This window comes from Acinetobacter calcoaceticus DSM 30006 = CIP 81.8, from assembly GCF_000368965.1.
Classification (GTDB): domain Bacteria; phylum Pseudomonadota; class Gammaproteobacteria; order Pseudomonadales; family Moraxellaceae; genus Acinetobacter; species Acinetobacter calcoaceticus.
Genome location: NZ_KB849780.1, coordinates 1,036,253 through 1,055,765, shown reverse-complemented (window position 1 = coordinate 1,055,765; position 19,513 = coordinate 1,036,253). Strand labels below are relative to the sequence as shown.

At 35.3% G+C, this 19,513-nt stretch carries 14 protein-coding genes and 1 pseudogene; 7 read left to right on the top strand and 8 right to left on the bottom strand.

The window, feature by feature from the left end:
* Window positions 1–9: 9 nt before the first annotated feature.
* Window positions 10–1,575 carry a phospholipase D family protein gene (locus F936_RS09900; RefSeq protein ID WP_017389898.1) on the bottom strand — a complete coding sequence of 522 codons (1,566 nt, stop codon included), beginning with the start codon at window positions 1,573–1,575 and terminating at the stop codon, window positions 10–12.
* Window positions 1,576–1,798: 223 nt separating this feature from the next.
* Between F936_RS09900 and F936_RS09895 the strand changes: the two genes are divergently transcribed.
* The 3 genes and pseudogenes from F936_RS09895 (at window position 1,799) to F936_RS09885 (ending at window position 3,567) form a co-directional block, all read left to right on the top strand.
* Window positions 1,799–2,233, top strand: a complete 435-nt coding sequence (locus F936_RS09895) for a GFA family protein (RefSeq protein WP_080595303.1) — start codon at window positions 1,799–1,801, stop codon at window positions 2,231–2,233.
* A gap of 193 nt (window positions 2,234–2,426) precedes the next feature.
* Window positions 2,427–2,907 (top strand): annotated as a pseudogene (locus tag F936_RS09890) (hypothetical protein).
* Window positions 2,908–3,258: 351 nt separating this feature from the next.
* Window positions 3,259–3,567, top strand: a complete 309-nt coding sequence (locus tag F936_RS09885) for a hypothetical protein (protein ID WP_005047117.1) — start codon at window positions 3,259–3,261, stop codon at window positions 3,565–3,567.
* A 59-nt stretch (window positions 3,568–3,626) separates the two neighbouring features.
* On the opposite strand, the gene F936_RS09880 is transcribed toward F936_RS09885, so the two are convergent.
* Window positions 3,627–4,784 carry a catalase family protein gene (locus tag F936_RS09880; protein ID WP_005047115.1) on the bottom strand — a complete coding sequence of 386 codons (1,158 nt, stop codon included), beginning with the start codon at window positions 4,782–4,784 and terminating at the stop codon, window positions 3,627–3,629.
* A 183-nt stretch (window positions 4,785–4,967) separates the two neighbouring features.
* Here F936_RS09880 and F936_RS09875 point away from each other — a divergent pair, with 183 nt between their 5' ends.
* Both F936_RS09875 and F936_RS09870 read left to right on the top strand, forming a co-directional pair.
* The gene (locus F936_RS09875; RefSeq protein WP_005047112.1) at window positions 4,968–6,839 is read left to right on the top strand and encodes a non-contractile tail sheath protein; all 1,872 of its coding nucleotides are present in this window, start codon (window positions 4,968–4,970) and stop codon (window positions 6,837–6,839) included.
* A 229-nt stretch (window positions 6,840–7,068) separates the two neighbouring features.
* Window positions 7,069–8,178, top strand: a complete 1,110-nt coding sequence (locus F936_RS09870; protein WP_005047107.1) for an S-(hydroxymethyl)glutathione dehydrogenase/class III alcohol dehydrogenase — start codon at window positions 7,069–7,071, stop codon at window positions 8,176–8,178.
* A 55-nt stretch (window positions 8,179–8,233) separates the two neighbouring features.
* Here the strand turns inward: F936_RS09870 and F936_RS09865 are convergent, their stop codons facing one another.
* The 6 genes from F936_RS09865 to F936_RS09840 form a co-directional block, all read right to left on the bottom strand.
* A complete protein-coding gene (locus F936_RS09865) occupies window positions 8,234–9,205 on the bottom strand; it encodes a DUF4882 family protein (RefSeq protein WP_005047105.1) in 972 nt (323 codons plus the stop codon).
* A 113-nt stretch (window positions 9,206–9,318) separates the two neighbouring features.
* Window positions 9,319–10,329 (bottom strand): fimbrial protein, encoded by a 1,011-nt coding sequence (locus F936_RS09860; protein WP_005047103.1) that lies wholly within the window; start codon window positions 10,327–10,329, stop codon window positions 9,319–9,321.
* A complete protein-coding gene (locus tag F936_RS09855; RefSeq protein ID WP_005047099.1) occupies window positions 10,326–12,887 on the bottom strand; it encodes a fimbria/pilus outer membrane usher protein in 2,562 nt (853 codons plus the stop codon). Before F936_RS09855 ends, F936_RS09860 begins: the two co-directional genes overlap by 4 nt.
* A 58-nt stretch (window positions 12,888–12,945) precedes the next feature.
* Window positions 12,946–13,677, bottom strand: coding sequence for a fimbrial biogenesis chaperone (locus F936_RS09850; protein WP_005040701.1), 732 nt, complete (start codon window positions 13,675–13,677; stop codon window positions 12,946–12,948).
* An 87-nt stretch (window positions 13,678–13,764) separates the two neighbouring features.
* Window positions 13,765–14,298, bottom strand: coding sequence for a fimbrial protein (locus F936_RS09845; protein WP_003651778.1), 534 nt, complete (start codon window positions 14,296–14,298; stop codon window positions 13,765–13,767).
* A gap of 486 nt (window positions 14,299–14,784) precedes the next feature.
* Complete coding sequence (locus F936_RS09840) at window positions 14,785–15,075, bottom strand: hypothetical protein (protein WP_003651779.1); 291 nt, start codon at window positions 15,073–15,075, stop codon at window positions 14,785–14,787.
* Window positions 15,076–16,338: 1,263 nt separating this feature from the next.
* Here F936_RS09840 and F936_RS09835 point away from each other — a divergent pair.
* Window positions 16,339–16,575 (top strand): VF530 family protein, encoded by a 237-nt coding sequence (locus F936_RS09835; protein WP_003651786.1) that lies wholly within the window; start codon window positions 16,339–16,341, stop codon window positions 16,573–16,575.
* Window positions 16,576–17,168: 593 nt separating this feature from the next.
* Entirely contained in the window at window positions 17,169–19,430 is a 2,262-nt protein-coding gene (locus F936_RS09830) for an ATP-binding cassette domain-containing protein (RefSeq protein WP_005047096.1), read from the top strand.
* Window positions 19,431–19,513: the final 83 nt, after the last annotated feature.

Genomic DNA, 19,513 nt, shown 5'->3' with positions numbered 1-19,513 from the left:
GAAGCTCTCTTACATCATCCATTCAACTGGCAAATATGAAACGGCTTTAATCATTGTGCGTTGGAACAGACTCGTATCCGGGTCGTTTTCATATTCCACGACTTGGCCATTCGATTGATAGTCTAGCCAAATGATTTTTCCTTCATTATTTAACTTAAGTTGGTATGCAACTTGTGGTAAATGCTGGTCAAGCATCACCGAAACTTGAGCCTGTAATTGACTCGATTCGATCACAAGCCCAACCTCAGTATTTAAATACGTCGAACGTGGATCAAAATTAAATGAACCAATAAATACTTTACCGTCTACATCAAAAAATTTGGCGTGTAAACTCGATTTATTTTTGCCTTTAGCGGGAATGACGCTTCCAGTCACAACCTCATACCATGTTCTACGTCTACGTTCTAAAAATGGCTTAAACTCAAATAGTTCTACACCACTTTTGAGCATTTCAACTCGATATTGACTATAAAATGCATGCACAATCGCCACATCATTTGCAGCAAAAGAATTGGTTAAAACCCTGACTTTAACTCCTTGCACCTTTAGCTGTTTTAAATAATCCGCGCCCTGTTGTGTAGGAACAAAATAAGCGGAAGCTAATTCTATATGCTGCTTTGGTTCACCCATAATCTTCATGACTTGCCCATAAAGCATCTCTTCCTTAGAGACTATTCCTAAGATTTTTTTAGGTGAATCTGCAACAAAATACGCTTTTGACCATTGAATGGGATAGTGCTCTAAAAGTTCTTTTAAATAGCTTTGAGCATCGTAAAGCTTATCTTCGGTTTGAGTATGATTTTCACTATCATGAATTAAATCATGATAGTGCTGTCGTAACGATTGTAAGTGGTGGACAGCACAAGTTCCGATAAGCTCAGTAGCATCTTGGCTTAGCTCGCTTTGCCAGAAATCATTAAAGACAGTCTGGGCATGCTGTACCGTATGTCCATAAAATAAAATATCTAGGTCAGTAAATTGAAACTTACTACTTGCATCAAAATATTCACTACTGATATTTCGACCACCTGTTACGGCAATCGCTCCATCTGCAATAATTAATTTATTATGCATGCGATGGTTTACTTTTTTGAAACGAAAAATATAGTCTAAAATTCTTAAATATCTAAATTTATATGGATTAAATAATCGAATTTCAAAATTAGGATGGTGGAGAAGGCTTCTTAGAACTCCATCAAGCTTTACTCCATTTTGATCATCGATGAGTAAGCGGATTTTTACGCCACGATCTGCCGCCGTTAGTAACTCATGCAGCATTAAGTTTCCAACAAAATCATTGGTCCAAATATAATATTGTAAGTCTATCTTTTCTTTTGCATTTCGAATCAGATACATACGAGAAGCTATACTAATAAAGGCATCATCTAATGCCACAAAAGCAGTTAATCCTTGTTCTGTTTTTTCTGTAGCTTGCTCATCATTTAACCAATTAAAGCTATTCGTCACTGTATCATTCTCATTAGGATCGTATGTATCTGTATAAGAGGGTAAATCAGTAAAGCCCCAAGCACTTGAAGCCATAGTACTGTACTGCTGGTATAGCTGATTGATCATGTAAGCATTTAATCTGCATCCAAGTTAAACCTATCAGAGCATTCTTATATTCAATTTATATGTCAAAATTCATATTAAACCTTATAAATGCATTGTGCCAAGCCTCAACGCTAGCAATTCCTTATTTTTATAGGTATTTCTAAGAAAAAATAGCCTTTTAAAAATATAAAGTTAAATTTAACCGTTTTAAACCTAATGCTATATTCAATATTATTTTTTAAGGATGCTCGAGATGAGTCATGTGGGTTCTTGTCTATGTCATGAAGTCAAATTTTCAATTACCAACGAGATAGAGACTATCTATCACTGCCACTGTAGTCTCTGCCGAAAACAATCGGGAACGGGATCAAACGCGGCTACTTTGGTCGGCAAAGACAAATTTAAATGGTTATCAGGTTTAGAACTTATTCGTACTTATAAAAAGGAAACAGGTTTCACATCTTCATTTTGTAGTAAATGTGGATCGCCAGTACCCAACCTAGTTGGAAATACACATTTTATGTGGATATCATTAGGCTTATTAGATAAAGACATTGTTGTGCTAAAAAAACTTAATTTTTGCGTATTTTCAAAGTCAAACTGGGCGAACACAATAGAGGCAGATGAATCTTATAACCAGCTTCCAAGTTTAGATGAGCTAAACATATTTTTTGATTAGAATAAATTTTCTTATAAAAATGAGATTTAGTTTGCGTTATCTTTAATTTTTACGGATGGTTATGCTTACGATTTTCACAAAAATACATTAATTACAATTAGAAGCATAACAATTACATTGGAAAACATAATATCTATCATACTTCCTTAAAAGGCTGAGTGAGTAGCTCGACAATAAAAGGGAGAAAATAGAGATGCCACAATATTTAATCATCGCTGAGAATGTGTACAAAAAGATTGAGGACAAAAATTTATTTTCAGAAAGCTCAGCAGAGACCTTAAATCATTTGGTTGGTGTACTTCGTGAAGGAAATTAAAGGAACCAAGTTTAAACTTAAATATAATTTTATAGATTTTGATGAGTGCTTAACCAAGCCATTAGAAGACTGTGCGATTAAGTTGGATGTGAGCCTCATGCCCAACCATAAAAATAAAGATGAATATATTCTTTGGCTCGCAGGTTTTATTGAAAGAATTACAACAGGAGGAGAGGCCAAGCTTCCCCCGATCTCACAATTTATTCCTCCAGATTTTAAGTTTAGCTATGAAGAACCTCCTAAAGTGTCCTCATCTACAAGTGATGATGGAGAGATGTCTACAAGTGATGATGGAGAGATGATTATTAATTATTTCAAGTCAGATGCCTTTACAAAAATTATAAAAGAAGAAAAATAAGTTTAAAAAAATATAGAAGTGATCGTCCACTACACTTCTATATATCGCTGTAAATTCAGCAACCGCCTTCTGGGGCGGTTTTTTAATAGCGATTTTTAAAATTTTCAATATTTAAAATAATATAGAGCTTTTAAAATATAAATTTTTAGCTGGCTGTTAAAATACCTACCAATTTAATCGGAATAAAAAAATTAAAACCAGATCACATTATTAGAACAATAAATAGTTATGATATTCACAATTTATCAATTAAAATTAAAAACAGCAACAATCTTAATAAAAATTAGAAATTTATTTTTATAACTACAATTTTATACTTATATTTTATAAATAATTAATAAGGAGATAAAATTGCCAAAATACTTATTATTAGCAGAAAAAATTAATAAAAATATTAAAAACAAACATTCAAGCAATTACTTTAAAGACTTAAATAATTTAATTATAGAAATTGAAAAAGCGATTGCCGGTACAGAATTAAAATTTTTATATAACTTTGTGAACTTCGAAGGGGCTGTTGTTAGTGTGCAAATTGAATTACTCATTAGAGTAGATATAAGCTTGATTCCAAAACATAAAAATGAAGATGACTTTATTTTATGGCTGGCAGATTTCATTGATCGAATCACCATAGACACCAGTAAAGGAGTCATTAAATAAAAAAATTGCTCCTAGTAAGACAAGATTACTTAAATGTTAAACCGAGAGGAATAAGGTATTTAAGGCTCTTGTCTAGGTGCGGAATTCATATCATGTCGAACCCTGCTTATATTTTCATAAATGACTTTACGCATTCGGTTTACTGCACCTAGTGGCTTATGTGCAGGTAAGGCATGCCACGGCGTAAAAGACAAATTTTCACAGAACTTATTTTGCTCGGGCGTATCAAAATTCTGCTTTGGAATATGAATAGTCGCTACTTGATAAAAAGGAGCCACTTTCTCATCCCATTCTGTCATCGAATCTTCTACTAACATTTTACTTGAAGTTCGGGGCTGAATAAGGAACTCCATACAGGCATCTGTTTGCTGTAAAGTATTTTTTAAAGCTTCTCTTAAAAAATCATGACTAGGATTTTTAGGTAGATTATTTGCTGTCACTGAGCAAGCACGTACTGAATATTTAACCGCTTGTCGATCATTACCTAGGCCTAACTGATAGGGAACCATAGACCAGTAACGCGCATAGAGTGGGTTTGCAATTTGTGAATTACGTGCTCCGAGTGCATTCATTGTTCCTTTAAAACCTAAGGCAAACGGAATATGAAGTTTTCTAATCATATTGTGGCTATTCACATCATGCATAAAAGAAAGGTATCGTTTAGCATCATTCGCAAAAAAGACAGGGTGATTAATCATAATAAAATCTTGAGTAGTTGCTTGCTTTTCACTTTCTAAAATTTTCTCTCCAGCGACACCTAAAAGTTTTATCGCTATGCCACGTGCATCTTTGTCAATGTCAGCACTAGAGGCGTCATTAGAAGCATTGGAAAAGCGAATCCATGCTTGATAACTTTGGTCTGGTATAAAAACGCCTTTAGCGAACTGAGCAGGTATATTTTTTGAGACATGAAATTCAGCTCGAACACATCCATGTGCTTTAGGATGGGCATCACGTAAAGCATTTCCCGCCGTATATTGTTCACGAATTGACTTTTCAATGACTTGAGCTATGTTCTGGGCTACCACTTCCTCATTAGGCTGTAACTTTTCCCCTAAAACGGTATCAACTTCGGGATAAACGATACTTTCTGAAGATGTCTTTATTGGTATGGTTCTTTGGGAATGTAAAGTTTCACTACAACCTGTTAGTGCAAACACAAGAGGAGTAAATACAAACAACACCCTAAAATTTATAGGCTGCATAAAATTTGACATTTATTATCTCCTTAGGGCAAAAATATTTTAGGATAATATTAAGAATTCTTGTTTAAGTTTATTTTGAGCTTTATAAAAAATATTAACTGTAAATAATTTAAACGTCATTGTTACTTATCTGAACAATAAAATAAGAATTATTATTTAATATAAAACTTCTTAATACATTAAGAGAATGACGACATGATAACTAATCGACAAAATGTGCAAAATAATTCTAATTCATCACCTCATCCAATCACTCAAAATACACTTATTGATCGATTTAGCCCTATTTATTGGAGAATAGACGGCCCGCAAACCATGTCTTTTGCCATTACTAATTATGGAAATGGTTTTGAAGCATCTTTTAGGTCGCGCATGGCAAATGATTTGGTAGGAATTACGTGGGACTCTTATGACTCTAAAGATCATAAATTTTTAGCTTATGAAACCAAATACAGCTATGCAGGGGTAATTTGGGACTTCGATATTGAATTGTCGGCTTCTATGCCTGTACTTAACAATGCGAGTTTAACACCGACTTTAACGGTGTACTATAATGACAATGGCATAGATAAAATTGCATATGTTGTCTTGTTTAACTACGCAAATAACCCTTCATCTCGCACGGCGCATATCCATATTAACTGGGATACGGTAAAAGCTGGTTTTTCTGCGACAGATAGCTTTCCCGTCACCAATATTCAGCGAATTTCATTTTCTGGTTTTACCAGCCAATATAATGGCCAATCAGCTACACCTTTAAGTCAGCCCCAAGATGGTTATATTCGACTGACTAACTCGGTTGTTATAGGAACAAATGCGAAGTTAAATTTGAGCCGTGTTGTTGTACCTCAGCACAATTATGGTATCTGTACCAGCTATGACGACCATTACGATTTAAACCCGCAGCGCCTAGTCAACAATATCGTCACTTTGGGATATCAAGGTTTGGTTAACCATTATTGTGGAATGTCGCATTATCCTGAAATGAAATGGAAAAGCGATATTAATAAATGGCAAATACCAGATACGTTGGTGACGGGCGAGGCTGTTGTTAACTCATGTACTCGTAAATGGCATGAGAAATATGCTCAGGCTTTGCATAACGCTAGTATGCAACCCATCTTTGGGGTCAGCTTTGAAATGTATTCCTTGGGGGCCAATGAGTATTGGGCACAGCGTGACTGGAATAGTAATTTGGGTAAAACAGGCTACCAACCACCGAGCTATTTTTTTAGTTTAAGTGACCAAAATGCTTTGGCATATCTACATAAAGTCTTTATTGAGTTTGCAGATGCAATGGTTGTCGGGGGATGTGATGTAAACATGCAGATTGGTGAACCTTGGTGGTGGTACAACACTGACACGAATCTACCTTGTGTGTATGACTATCCAACAAAACTGGCCTTTAATGCAGATACAGGTTTATATGCACCAGATTTAGGTACAATTTATGAAGCAATGAATAAAACAGGAACTCCCTATGATGAGTTTAAAACATGGCTTAGAAATAAATTAGGACAAACCTGTCAAAACATTCGTACCGTTATCAAAGCAAAATATTCAACAGCCAAAGTTAGCCCACTTATTTTCTTTCCTTCTATTCAGTCTCCAATTCAGACACTAGCAACTTATATTAATTATCCAAGCACGCACTATTCATATCCTAATTTTGATTACATGATGACTGAAGCTTATGACTGGCTATTAGAAGCTCGCTTAGACTTAGCACATCAGGCAGTTTCTCAAATACCTATACAGGGTCTGGGCTATCCTGCAAATAAAGTCGTTTATCTATCCGGATTCGTTCCTGATGCATCTATTGCCTATATTTATGGCTTTGATAAAACCAAACCTTATCGAACACCCATCTGGCAACGAATTTTTGGTGACATGAAAAATAATGTTTCTCTTGGGTTAATGAAGCAATTTATCTGGGCATATCCACAAGTCATGTTTGATTCGATTACGATCGATACCACTCAAGCCCCAAATGGCTTCTTTGTTGAAAATACGCTTTATTCACCAATTAGTGATAACACACCATATCCACCAGATATTTACCTTTAAGTAAACATAAACCGTTTATAAGATAAGTGATTTGATAGAAAACCTCTTCAAGTAAGAGGTTTTCTTCTTTTTGAAACATAGGCTTGCTTAGACTTACCTGACTGGCTATGCTGTGATGGATTGTAATGAAAGCCAATTTTAATTTAAGCAAAATTAATCTCTTGTATTACTGTTACATAATCTATTTTGCTCGACTATAAATACCGAATGATTTAAAGGAAACCCAAAGATGAAATCTCGTGCAGCTGTCGCCTTTGCCCCAGGAAAACCTTTAGAAATTGTTGAAGTTGATGTTGCACCACCTCAAGCGGGTGAAGTTCTAATAAAAATTACCCATACAGGGGTATGTCATACCGATGCTTTTACATTGTCCGGCGATGACTCTGAGGGCGTTTTCCCTGCAATTTTAGGTCATGAAGGTGCAGGTGTTGTGGTTGAAGTCGGTGAGGGCGTAACGAGCGTTCAACCGGGTGATCATGTTATTCCACTTTATACCGCGGAATGTAAAGAATGCTTGTTCTGTAAATCTGGAAAAACCAACTTGTGTGTTGCAGTACGTGCTACTCAAGGTAAAGGTGTAATGCCAGATGGAACCACACGTTTTTCATATAATGGTGAACCGATTTACCATTACATGGGTTGTTCAACATTTAGTGAATATACGGTAGTTGCAGAAGTATCTTTAGCTAAAATCAATCCTGAAGCGAATCACGAACAAGTTTGTTTACTTGGATGTGGCGTAACTACGGGTATTGGCGCCGTGCATAACACAGCTAAAGTACAAGAAGGTGACTCTGTTGCTGTATTTGGCTTAGGTGGTATTGGTTTGGCTGTTGTACAAGGTGCACGTCAAGCGAAAGCAGGACGAATTATTGTGGTAGATACAAACCCAGATAAATTTGAACTTGCTAAGCAGTTTGGTGCTACAGATTTCTTAAACCCTAAAGATTACGATAAACCAATTCAACAAGTCATTGTAGAAATGACAGGCTGGGGGGTAGATCATTCATTTGAATGTATTGGTAACGTCAATGTTATGCGCTCGGCTCTAGAGTGTGCACATCGTGGTTGGGGACAATCAGTTATTATTGGTGTTGCTGGTGCAGGTCAAGAAATTTCGACTCGTCCATTCCAGTTGGTTACAGGTCGTAAATGGTTAGGTACTGCATTTGGTGGTGTTAAAGGCCGTTCGCAACTTCCAAAAATGGTTGAAGATGCTATGAAAGGTGAGATTCAACTTGAACCTTTTGTGACTCATACCATGCCTTTACAAGACATTAATACGGCTTTTGATTTAATGCATGAAGGTAAATCAATTCGTACTGTCATTCATTTCTAAATAAAAGAAAAAGGGCTGTGATTCAGCCCTTTTTTACAACTTATGATTTTATATCTTAAATGGCATTACCGCACATGTCAGTTGTACCCTGAGGATAGCTAAACTGTAAAGCATTACGGTCAGTAATGAGTTCATTCGACAACTCTTGTGTGAATGATTGTTCAGAATAAATTGATATACCACTTAAAACAGAAAAACTTATATTTTCAAGTGGAGCAGGTAAAATAGATTTATAACCCTGATCAACCCCATTAAAAATGAAACCGACCTGCCTAGTATTCTGGTTAATGTAGATACCCAAACGTTGGTATTCCTTTGTATTATTTGTCATATTCTGACTTTTGAAGTAAGGATTATCAGGCCCATTATTATCACTAAGTCGGTAAGCTACAGAATAGCTTAATCTAGGGGGATTCTCACCAAAATCTGGATCATAAGTCCCCATATCAAACCCATAGTTGGATCTAACTGTGTAACCATTATTTGTTACGCCCATAAAACCAATGTTAGAAATATAAGAAGAGTTACCAAATGATGAGTTGCCAAGTGCTATTGTTGGCACTTTAAGCTCCATTTCAAATGCAATAATACCTGTGTGAGGTAATGTTAAATCTCCAATGTCATTAGTCGAATTAAGACTAGCTTTACTTCTAGCTATATAATCTAAATTGCCATACTCACTTTCTGGCCTAGGCTCTACTTTAAAGCTAAATTTTTGCCCACTTATTAATGGGAATATATTCATAGGAAAATATTCAGGGTGTTGATTATTCCATAGATCGAAATCTTCTTGAGTCGCGTCAAAATTGTATTGGCAAACTGGGGCAGAAGAATTAAGGGAGTTCGTTTGGGTCAAGAGCATCTGAGGCGCTAATTTTTCATTCTTTGCAGTTGATGAAATGCTTTTAGATGCTACTTTTTGACTAGTTTCTTTACTCAGTGTTGTATTAGTATTGTCTGAGGATACTTCATACATAGCCCAACATAATGTCACTGCACTAACAGCAACTATGCCTATTTTTTTCATAAAATATTCCTATGGAGTTAAGTATTAAATTTTTAGAAAGTATTGATAAAGTAAAAGTTATTATTAATTTTTAAATATTTGAAATTATTGGCTTTATAAACTATTGAATATGATTAATCATATTCAATAGTTACAGTAGCCATTGCACGTACTTTACCAGCAGTCACATTTGCTGCTGTTTGGTAGTAGCGAGCAGTCATTGGTACGTTATATTGAAGTGTCTGGTTAGAAGACAATGTACCTAAGGCTAATTTGTCACCTTTTTTGATGACTTGATTTTTATTTTGATAATTCCACAGTAATTGTACGCCCACACCATTTGCTTTTTCAGATGCGGCAGCAGTATTTGCCAGTACCTGATTATTTGTGCCGTCTTGGGTAAAGTCGTAAGTTAAGCTAATCAGGTTTTTCTCTTCATAACCCGTTGGGTTGATACCACCATTACATAAGATGTTCATATCAAAGGTTTGTTCACCTTGAGTGGAACCAACGCCTTTGAAACCAGCCTTTGTAACTGTTGGGAGCTGTACAACTTTGTTGATGTTACCTTGGATTTCACATGAAGATGATGCAATGGTAATTGCATTAGCATCAACAGTACTTGTTAAGAAAGGTTGATTAGGAAAGCCACGGACATAATAGCTACTATATCTACCTGGTACTAACGTTCCAGAACCTGTTTGTGGAGCAATTTTAATGATTTCCACTACAAAATAACCAGCCCCCAAATAACGGGTACCTGAGATTCCACCACGTTCATACGGGTAATAACCCGAGAAATTGGCATTATTCTCAGCTTCACGGTATAAACGAATACCAATCCCCGGAATATTAGTCGTATAGATGCTATTGCCCAAAGAGCTTAAAGGGTACCCTTGGGTTAATGCAGCAATTACTGTGTCTCTGCTATCACAAGAACGTGCTTCTGTAGAAGTACGATTAATAGGGAAAGTTGCCTTTCTTAAAATTGCACCGACTTGATCACTAGGGCGTACAACAACACGTCCTACGGCCATCCGAACATCATTTGCTACATAGTCATATATGCGGCACGCAGCATTAGCTTCACCATATACACCAAGGCCAGCCGTAAATAAGAAACCTGTTAATAATATTCTTTTCATTTGCAGACAGCCTCAGTCATTACCATGCTTTGTTGTTTATTTTGCAACTGATTACTGATGTTGTACTCAACCGAACAACGTTCATTACTTTCATCACCCCATTTTACATAGAGACGATCTTGAGCAAGTGGAGTACGTAAGTAAATCATACTACCTTGTGCAACAATACCAACAGCTTCATCTTTCTGATTAAAGACTTGAGCTGCAAACGGTAAACTGTTGCCATCAGCTGTTTTACTATTAATGTAGACTGCATAACCTGTCTTGGTCGTAAAATCTACTTTAGCAATTGCGCCAGCAAAAGGTGCAATACGTTGACTTGTTTCTTCAAGCTCTACTTGGCTCGACATCTCTTGTGGGTCAAGGGTAATGTCATTAAGGCGATAAGGAGTCACATACGGAATAACCGCATAACCTGCCTTATTCACACTTAAACCAACGGTATTATTAACTTTTGCTCCAGCTGCATCAGGTGCATGAACAAGTACCATAGTTTGGCCTTGCTCAGGTCCAAATAAAATACCTTCTGAATGCGCAACCACACTACCACTTAAGCTAACCATTGCTTGTTGGTAAGAATCAGCAATACTATAAGACCCACCAACAGTTGCATAGTTAGTACGATAACGACCATTTGCGTTAAATGATGGATTTGCATAGTCCTGATGCGATACTGAGGCACCATAACTAAAGCGATCACCAACCATTCCGCTTGCGCCAACAGTACGGTTATCTTCAGAAGCAGTGACATTGACGTTGACTGAGTTCTTCTTGAAGTTAATTGGGAATGAAAGCGTCATTAAATATTCAGTATCATGCGACGTATCATTTGAACCGTACTCAATCTTACGATTAATTGCAGATAAACCATAGGTTAAACCATGGTAGTTATTGCTATAACCAATTTGGTACTGTTTAGTACTTTCGCTACGGTTCCAGTAGTCAACCCATGAGCCAACTACATAGAAATTACCCCAACCTTCAGGTAGCCCTTGGTTTAAAGTAATTTGGAATTCACTGCGCTGATGACCCGCAGCAGCATAGGTATTGACACCTTTTTCTTCTAAATCGCGAATAAGCAAAGCATCGCGTAATTTATAGAAGTTTTCTGTTGAGTAACGATATGCTGCCAGTGTTAAGTTTGTGTTGGTTGGAGTAATTAACTTACTATAACTTAAACGGAAACTTTGCCCAGATTGTGATGACTGCTTTTCAAAGTCGGCTTCAGAGTGGGTAACATCTAACGCAACAGCACCAATTGGTGTAGCAAAAGCAGCACCTAATAACACAGCGGCATAGTTTTCCGTTGCTTGGATGCCTGTATAACCTGTTAAATAGTTGTTAATCCCTTGCTGATATTTACCCTGAACAACCCAAGGATTAATATCAATGTCTTGATCGCGGAACTGACCCACAGTTAAAGAGTAACGGTTTACACCCGGACGCAACATTTGTACAACTGAAGCATACGGAACCGAGAATTTTTGTATTTGGCCATTTGCTTCAATAATAGAAACTTCAATCTCGCCACCAAAACCAGTAGGGTAAAGGTCGTTAATTTCAAAGTTACCTGGTGCAACAGTTGTTTGATAGATAAGTTGGCCTTGTTGACGAACTTCAACTTTTGCATTGGTTTTTGCATTACCACGAATACGAGGGGCATAGCCCAACATACTATTTGGTAACATTCGATCATCACTTGAGAAATCAATACCACGATAACCAATAGAGTCAAATACTTCGCCGTTTGTAAAACTATCACCTAGCGTTAAAACACCGCGGTATTTAGGAAAGGCTCTTTGTAAATATGTGCTTGTTTCTTGATAATCAGATTTAGATTGATTTTCAGCAGGGGTATCTTGCCATTGCCATTGGCCATTATGACGTAATTGCCAACCTGCTACATTTAGTCCAGCTGTAACGCCCATAAATGCGTTTGTTGTTTCGCTTCGGTCACCAGACTGACTAAATGTTTTATAGGCACTACCACTATAAGATAGAAAACCAGCATTAATGCCTCGATCCCATACACTTGGATCGACATAGCCTTGCGCATTTTTTTGCAAAGCAACTTGCGGAATCGAAATATCTACACGTAAACGAGAGGTATCAAACTCATAAAATGCATTTTCAACCCACTCTTCAATTTTATAACAACTATTATTTTCTTTTTGAAGGGTAGTATGCTTTGACAAAACGTCTTGTTTAACGCCGTACTCAAGGAGGTTCATGCCAGTAAAGCAAGTTACAGCATTTTTATTAGGGTCTAATGCTTTAAAGACCATACGACGTTTACCAAACCATTGACCATTTACATATAGGTCAACGTTATATTCACCAGGTAAAACAGGGTTGCCGTATTTAAAACGAGAAATATCGACTTTTTGTGCATCCCCAATTAAAAAAGCAGAATCGAATTCAGCCTCTACGGGAGCACTCGTAGCTGTTTCTTCAGCATGCACGAATACAGGCATTGTCATTGTGACAACGCCAGAAGCCAAGTAGTAACAAATATGGCGTTTTAATAATTTATAAGATTCTTGCCTTTTTTTTGGCATAGCTAAGTCCGCCTACACATATAGATGCTTAAATTTATTAAAAAGATAAATCTGATTACTAAAGTTTTATTGGGTGTTCAATTCGACCACCGTAGTCATTGACATTAATAAAACTCATATCTTGAAGATTGCCATTTTTAAGCTGAACTGACGCTTCAGAAAAAGGCTTAATCATTAGACCTTGAGGTAGTAAATCAACTTTTTTATCACCTGCCTTTTGGTAAACAGAAGTCAGTGTGATATGAAAAGGGGTAGGATTTTTTACCGTTAAATTTTGACCAGATTTAATCCATTGAAGCTTATCTGATGCTAAATTCGCATCTTCTTTAATCGATGAAGGACGATAGAAGAATTTAATTCTTGAACGAATAGCAAGTTGCAGGAAATTATCAGGTGTCGTATCTTCACTTTTTGAAGTAGGTCTAGGTGGAATATCTAAAATATTCAACCACAAAACCGTTTCTTGCTTCTGATTTAATTGAGAAGCATTTGGCAAAGCGGTAATACGAAGTGTCTGACTTTTCGTTGCTTCAACACGAGAAATTGGAGGAGCAATCATAAAAGGAACTTTTGATTGGTCCGGTGTACTTTTTGGGTCACCTTCGTCAATCCAAGCTTGGACAAGTGCTGGCTTTGAACCGTTATTGCTAACTTGTAGCGTAACTTCTCTAGCATCCGACGGATAAATTACACGGGTGCCATGAATTACAATTTCTGCTTGAGTAGCAGGTGCGACAACCGCTGAAGCAAATGCCAAACCTAACAAAAAATTATAACTGTTCAATTTCATTTCAGAATTCTCAACCAAGAAAGATTCGGGAAGGTGTTACACAAAACAGGGCTTCCATGCGAACACAGAAACCCCGCTATCAACTAATTATTGATAGATAATTGTGTATTGAACAGAAGTAGTTACTTTACCAGCAGTAGAAGCGCCAGTTGCATAATATTCAGCATAGTAGTTAAGGTCAGCACTTGCGCCTTCAGCTACGTCAACCCATTGAGAGTTAGCTTGAGCACCATTTGCACCCGCAGCAAGTACTGGGATGAAGTTGTTGTTGTTACCTAAAAGTTGAACGTTAACGTTTTTAGCACCAGTAGCGTCTTGGTTAAGTAAACGACCAGTATTAAAGTCAACAGTTGCACCTGGTTCGAAGTAAGTAGCTACTTTACCTTGTGAACAGTTAGCTAAGTTGATTTGGAAAGGAGTACGACCAGCAACATCCCCAGCAACAGCTAAAGTTTGTTTAGAAACAGTTGGAAGAGTAACTGTGAAGTCTTTACCAGCTGGGGTAACGATGTCACAAGTTTTGTCTGTAACTAAACCATTAATTGTAATTGTACCATCAGCAGCTTGAGCATTCGCAATCCCTACAACCGAAAGAGCAGCGATCAAAGCAAGTTTTTTCATAGTGTTTTCTCAAAAGTCTGGATAAAAGTTTATTTCCTTACTTTTCCAGTGTTTGACATCTTGAAAAGTAATGCGGCGATATTAACACTTCTTAAACAAAATGCAAACTACATCACATTATTTTTTCATAATTTTAATTAAATCACACTAGAAACAAATGCTTGAAAGCTACCTTTTACAGTCTATATATCTGTTTATTAATATTTTTTCAAAAAGCGAAACCGCAGAGATAAGCAAGTTACATAAGAACACTATGTAAATAGAAAGGAATTAAACAATTTATGTGAAAAAGAAGCTTAAATTCTTACAATACAATTATATAGAATAAATTATGCATATGTATACAGAAAAAACATAAAAAAAGTCACTTTTTTATATAAAAAGAGTGATTTATCTATTATTTCATCAAAATATGCGATGAGTTCGACAAATCACTCTTTAATTAAGCTTATTGTAGCAATAGCCTCAAATCCTATGCCTAATAAGTTAATGATAGTTGATAACCACGATTTTGTGATTAGAACCTATGCTTTCAATGCTAGTGTCCATTTTCTCAGTATGTTGAGCTAAGTTAGAAAGACTATTTTTGTTTAAATATTCACTATCAAGTTTAATATTTAAATTATTTACCTCAACACATTCTATCTCGCTATGTTCTGTTGAACATGTATCTTCAACAATATTTCCTCTTATCATTATTGTGTTATTTGCATAACAAAATAGTGGGGAAGTGGAAAACACCATCAGAATAAGAAGTTTTAAAATATTATTTTTCATTTTATATGCCTATTTATAAAATAGTTTATATCTATTTGATACAATATTTTTAATTTAAAAACAATCATTAAGTTTAAATGAAGAAAAAATATTAATTTTGACGTGATGAAAATCACATTAACCGTTTTAAATAATGCAATAGTTAGAATTTTAAAAACATATTAAGAAACATAATAATTACAATACTTCAAAAATTACTAAACTCAAATTAAGTTATTGATATTTATGTAAATTTATAAGATTAACTTCAACTCACAAACAGAATAAAATTAAAATAATTAATAATATACAATTAAACATTTAATAAATATGTAATTTATTTTTTTGTGATTTTAGTATTTACATTGCAAGATAATTACAGAGAAAAAAGATACTAATTTTATTTAAAATGTGATTTATTTAACTTTTTATTTATAAATTAAAAAATAAATTCACTTTATTTATTAAATACAATTATCACGCCACCAATAAGTTGAAATTCATCACACATTTTAAATATATTGAGGCACAAAAGGTTATTTTAACTTTTCAGGGTTCTTAAAATTCTTTTCACAGTATAAACATACGCGATATTTTTAAGATTAAATTACATCAAGTAGAAATATAGGCTAGAGAAAAGCATAATAGTATTCAAATACAACATATTTAAGGGCAAATTACTCAAGGTAGATGCGCGTGCTGGAGATAAAGGCACAGAATATTTGTCTAATTTTGCAATCAGAGAAATTCGATCATGGGCTTGAGCAAATGGTGCTATGTTCGCAGGCAGTTAAACTTGATGAGCAACATCATCATTTTTAGTTGAGTTTTATAAGTGCTATTTGAATAAGGAAATCTTTATTCCAGTGATGTTGTCATCAATGAACAACAATATTTTTATCATACTAGTGGTGATGGTAAGGCAACAGTAAGAAGAAAATGTAGCTAAAGCTTGATAGAACTAAAGACTTCATAAGGAATTATATAATTGTTCGTATAATGTATATTATGTTAAATAAGATATGTGAGGAACTATACCATATATAACGCTTCGCTACTCTATGTTGTTACTAAGGCTACATTTGACCTTCACTGAATCCACAATAGTTTGATCAGATGTATGTTCGAACTAAATATGTGTTATGTGTAAATCAAACCTCTACTCAATTTGCTTCACAACAAATTTAAGCAAATCTCTATGGCTTGTTTAGATCAACCTAACCCTCTCATTTTTCAACTAGCTCAGGTTATAATGATGGTCTCCCAAAATATGGTTGATCTATTATGAACGCCTCCAATGACCCTCTACACGGCAAAAAACTTGCTGACATTTTGGATGAATTATTGGATTACTACGGTGGCTTTGAAGGCTTAAGTCGTAAAATTGAAATTAGATGTTTTTGCATAGATCCAAGTGTTAAGTCATCATTACGATTCTTACGTACAACACCATGGGCACGTGAAAAAGTAGAAAGCTTATATTTGTATGTCTTACGCCAAAAAGCCAAACAGAAATCGTAGCTATCAGAAGCCTAGCCTCAGCATAATATTTTATACCAAATAGTAAACTACACTTATTGAATAGCTACTGATCTTGTAGACACCTTTTAATTAGTGGTGGACTGCCACCACTCTCCTAGAAAAATTTAGTCTATTCTTAAGATCTTTTTAGGAGGCTCTGGCTACTCTACGTTGCTGCTACGCCGTTTATTCTTCACTACAGTGACTTCTTTGCTTACTAAATTTAAGATAATAATAGATAACGCTGCCACTCAATTTGCATCTCAACAAGCTTATACAACTCTCTAAGTTTTTTAAATCCACATAACCCTATCGATCTACTCTTATGAAGCATAGTTCAATAAGAACCTTTCTATAGCTCTCTAATGAATTACCAAAAATATGATGTATACCCACATCTGACAACAATAGATTTATACATCGTATTCGTGATTATAAAGCTCGTGAATCTTTCCCTCTTATTCCATTGGTTAGTATCGTATGAAAACGCTTATCAGTTTAATATTTAAACTATTTACTTAATAAACACATACATCCTTTTCATATATTTTGTTTTACCTTTACCATAAATCTTTAATTTCAAGTGATTACACATGACTAAAAGAACAATAAATATTTACGGAGCCAGACAAAATAATCTTAAAAATATTTCGTTGAAGATTCCTAAACATGAAATCGTCGTTTTTACTGGAGTGTCTGGTTCTGGTAAATCATCTTTAGTATTTGAGACTATTGGTGCAGAAGCTCAAAGACAAATTAATGAAACTCAAGATAGCTTTGTACGCAATCGTTTACAGCATTTTGGGGTCGCTGATGTTGATAAAATTGAGAATTTAAATGTACCGGTCATTATTAATCAAAAGCGTTTAACGGGTAACATCCGCTCAACCGTTGCAACAATTACTGATATTTACGCCAATCTTCGCTTATTATTTTCACGTATGGGTGAACCATTTGTTGGATATTCCAATGTTTTTTCTTTTAATCATCCCAATGGCATGTGTCCACAATGTGAAGGCATTGGCTTAGAACAAACAATTGATATTTATAAAATATTATATTTAGATAAATCCTTAAATGAAGAAGGTGCTATCAACTTCCCTACCTATCAACCTACTGCATGGCGTTGGACACGATATGCAGATTCAGGTTATTTCGATTTAGATAAAAAATTAAAAGACTATAGTGAAAAAGAATGGGACTTGTTTTTGCATGCCCCTCAGCACAAGCCTTTAAATCCAACAAGTAAATGGAGAAAAACAGCACTTTATGAAGGACTGGTTACCAGATTTGAACGTAACTTTTTAAAAGGTGAAGCGCAGGAAAGAAATCGTTATCGTAATAAACTTGAGGAGATTATTACAACCAAGGAATGTTCTTTATGTAAAGGACAACGACTTAATCAAAAATCTTTATCTTGTAAGATTAACGGTAAAAATATTGCTGAATGTACAGCCCTATCTGTATCAATGCTTTTAGAGTTTATAGAATCGATAAAAAGTGAAAAATTTGAAACTGTTCTGCATGAAATTATTAATAAGTTGAGCAACTTAAACTTGGTTGGTCTCAGTTATTTAAATCTTAATCGTGTGAGCAATACATTATCGGGTGGTGAGTCACAACGAATCAAGATGGTTAAACATTTGGGTAATAGTTTAGTTGACCTGCTCTACATCTTTGACGAGCCAAGTATTGGTCTTCACCCAAAAGATTTAGATAATATTATTAAAATCATTCAAAAGATTAGAGATAAAGGAAATAGTGTTTTACTGGTTGAACATGACCCTGATCTTATTAGAACAGCTGACCATGTAATTGATATGGGCCCTCTTTCTGGTATCCACGGCGGTCAAATTATTTACCAAGGGACCTTCGAAGAGTTAAAGAACTCATCAGGTTTAACAGGCCAGTTTTTTAGAAGACCAAACGTATATAAGAAAGCACCACGTATTCGTTGTGAATGGATTTCAATTAAAAATGCCCATTTATTTAATCTGAAAAATATTAATGTCGACATTCCAAAGAACTGCCTCACCGTTATTACAGGAGTTGCAGGTTCCGGAAAAAGTACATTAATCAGTAAAGTCTTACCGCAACAATATCCTGAAACAAAAGTCATTGATCAATCTGCAATTACTGCAAGTATTCGATCAAACTTACTGACCTATCTAGACCTGCTTGATCCGATTCGTCAACTATTTGCAAAAGCCAATAAAGTGAGTGCCAAGCTCTTTAGTTTTAATAGTGAAGGTGCTTGCCCTCAATGTAAAGGATCAGGTATTGAGAGAATTGAACTCGCATTTTTAGATGATGTTGAAATGACGTGCGACCTTTGTCATGGCTCAGGATATGCACCTGAGGTATTAAAATATCTTTATAAAGGTAAAAATATTGCTGAAATTCTAAAAATGACAGTCACAGAAGCAAGTAACTTTTTTGAAGATCACAATTTACAGCAGCAATTTAATTCTTTGGTGAGCTTGGGGTTAGACTATATTGCAATTGGTCAACGCTTAAATACGTTCTCTGGTGGTGAGCGTCAAAGATTAAAACTCACAAAACAACTCAATGAAACAGATAATATTTTTGTGTTAGATGAACCAAGTACAGGTTTACACCCTTCTGATACTGAAAAATTGATTGGTTTATTAAATAACTTAGTTGAAAAAGGCAACACGATCATTGTTATTGAACATAATTTAGACATTATTAGTCAAGCCGATTGGATTATTGATATTGGCCCATTGGCTGGTGACAAAGGTGGTGAATTAGTGTTCTCTGGAACAGTCGGTAACCTGCTCTCAGCAGAAAAATCTTTAACAGGTCACTATTTGAAAAAATACCTAGAACTGTAATAATCTGACTTTATTGCTGTGTATTATAAATTTCACAGCAATAAAATTTCATCGCGCTTCCAGACTAGAGAATGTCGATCAAG